The following is a 2,552-nucleotide window of genomic DNA, read 5'->3' on the forward strand; positions in this document are numbered from 1 at the left end:
ACTCCGCCACGGGAAGGTGCCGTTCGGGAACTGCCGCGCCTGCGCAGGCCGCCCGCCCGCCTGCGGCGGACGGCCCAACATGAAGACCGCGGGCCCGTGCCAGTGTCCCGCCGTCTGCCACGGCTGGGCCTCCGCCACGACCGACCCCACCGTGATCACCTCCCAGCCTTGGACCCTGGCATGGCGCCTGGCCGTCGCCGTCGCCTACCAACCCGCCGGCGCCGGGCTGACCGTCGTGGACCTCGACAACCCCCCGGCCGTCGAATGGGCGCGCCAGACTCTTCCGGCGACCAGGACCGTGCCGACCACACGCGGTGAGCACTGGATCTACCGAGGAACGATGCCCTCGGCCAACCAGGTCCGCCCCGGCGTGGACATCAAGTCGCACATGGCCTACGCCCGCTGGCTCGGCCCCGGCACCGGCATCACGACGGATCTGCCATCCGCCGTCCGCGCCCTCGTGGAGAAGGAAGAGACCACCCCCGCCCGCGGGGCCGTGGTCTCTTCGTCCCTCGCCCGCGCCGAGTGGGACCGGACCGTGGCCACCGGGTGCAGGCGCACCGAGCGGTACGTCCGCTCCGGCCTGGAACGCGGCCTGGCCATGGTGCGTTCCCACACCGAATCGGGGGCCGGATCGCAGGCGTTCGGTGTGGCCCGGTTCCTTGGAGCCCAGCACGCGAAGTGCCCCGGCCCGTGCGGACTGGACGTCATCGCGGGCCAGATCATCGCCGCCGCCGTCTCGGTCGGCGTGCCCGAGGCGTACGCGGAACGAGCCGTCACCAACGGCCTCCAGGGCGTAGGAGCGGCCACGTGACCTCCCGTCCCAACAGCACCGGAAACCCGCCTCAGGACGCCGTGCAGGCCCCGTCCGAGACGGCCGTAGGCGCGCTGGAAAATGCCGCCCGTCAGGGCGTCCCTTCTGTCTCTGGCTTGGACGGGCAGCAGGGCGACGGCCGGCACCCGGTCGCGTGGCTCCACATCACCGCACCGCCGGACTGGCAGGCCACGCCCACGGCTACCTCGAAATGCGCGTGCGGACGCGATCGCAGCGCGGTCGGCCGCCGGAGGGTGCTCGCCCTGGTCGCCGACCACGAAGCCCACAAGACCTCCTGCCCGCTCCGCAGCTCCCAGGAAGAGAAGAACGCCGCATGACGACACCCGAGACCGATCTGTGGGCGGGCTTCAACGACCTGGTGGCCGAAGCCGTCACCGGCCCCGTGTGGGACGAACCCGTACCGCTGGCCCCGCAGCGGGCGCTTCCGGCGTTCCCCGTGGATGCCCTGCCCGGCTGGCTGGCCGAGATGGTGACCGCCGTGGCGGAGGAGACCCAGACCCCCGCCGATCTGGCCGGATGCCTGGCCCTGTCCGTCATCGCCACGGCGGCCGGCGGCCGAGCCACGGTCTGCGTGCGGGGACGCTGGCGCGAGCCGGTCAACCTCTACACCGCCGTCGCCCTGGACCCCGGCAACCGCAAGTCCGCGGTCTTCGCCCTGATGACTGAGCCCTTGATGGCGGTCGAGAAGACCCTGGTGGAACTCTCCGGTCCGGCCCGTGCCGAAGCCGAGACCACCGCGCGTCTGGCCAAGGCCGCCGCCGACAAGGCCGCCGCCAAAGCCGCGAACGCCGAACCGGGCATGCGCGACCAGCTCACCGCGGAGGCCGTCGAACTCGCCCAGGCCGCCGAGGACATCAAGGTCCCCTGCAAGCCCCAGCTCGTCGCCGACGACGTGACGCCGGAAAACCTGGCCACCCTCCTGGCCGAGCAGGAGGGCCGCATCTCGGTCCTCTCGCCGGAGGGCGGCATCTTCGACATCATCGCCGGACGCTACAGCGGCACCCCCAACATGGAGGTCTTCCTCAAGGGCCACGCCGGGGACATGGTGCGGGTCAACCGGCAGGGCCGCGACGCCCAGCACATCGAGCACCCCGCCGTCACCATGGGCCTGGCCGTCCAGCCCGAAGTGCTGGAATCCATCGGCCAGATCAAGGGCGCCGACGGCCGCGGACTACTCGCCCGCTTCCTGTACGCCCAGCCCGAATCCCTCGTCGGCCGCCGCAACCTCACGCCCGATCTCATCCCCGATCAGGTCGCCGATGCCTACGCCCAGCGGCTCGGCGGCCTGGCCCTGGCCATGGCCGGATGGACCGACCCCGCCGTCCTCACCCTCACGCCCGAGGCGGACCAGGTGATGCTCGCCTACCAGAAGGTCACCGAATCGAGGATCGGCAAGGGCGGCTCCCTGGCTGGCATCGTGAAGTGGGCCAGCAAGCGCGACGGAGCCGTGGCCCGCATCGCCGGACTGCTCCACCTGGCCACCCACCCCGATCACGGCTGGACGCGCCCCATCGAGGCCGCGACGCTGGCCGCCGCGACCCGCCTCGGGGACTACTTCACCATCCACGCTCAGCACGTCTTCGACTCCATGTGCGCCGACCCCGCCCAGGAAGCAGGCCACCAGGTCCTCACCCACCTCACCGACGCCCGACTCACCGGCTTCACCAAACGCGACCTCTTCCGCGGCCTGCCCCGAGGCGACTTCCCCGCCATCGCC

Annotated in this window: 3 protein-coding genes; all 3 read left to right on the plus strand. The window is 72.1% G+C overall.

What is annotated here, in order from left to right; genetic code table 11:
• Positions 1-814 (plus strand): bifunctional DNA primase/polymerase (locus GWI24_RS43265; protein WP_210951494.1); only part of this gene is annotated, 814 nt, incomplete at its 5' end.
• Complete coding sequence (locus GWI24_RS45995) at positions 811-1,152, plus strand: DUF1922 domain-containing protein (RefSeq protein WP_247617694.1); 342 nt, start codon at positions 811-813, stop codon at positions 1,150-1,152. The genes GWI24_RS43265 and GWI24_RS45995, both read left to right, overlap by 4 nt.
• Positions 1,149-2,552, plus strand: a 1,404-nt coding sequence (locus GWI24_RS43275) for a YfjI family protein (RefSeq protein WP_210951495.1), incomplete at its 3' end; no start/stop codon positions are given. The genes GWI24_RS45995 and GWI24_RS43275, both read left to right, overlap by 4 nt.

The organism is Streptomyces sp. MK37H, assembly GCF_018035285.1.
Classification (GTDB): domain Bacteria; phylum Actinomycetota; class Actinomycetes; order Streptomycetales; family Streptomycetaceae; genus Streptomyces; species Streptomyces endocoffeicus.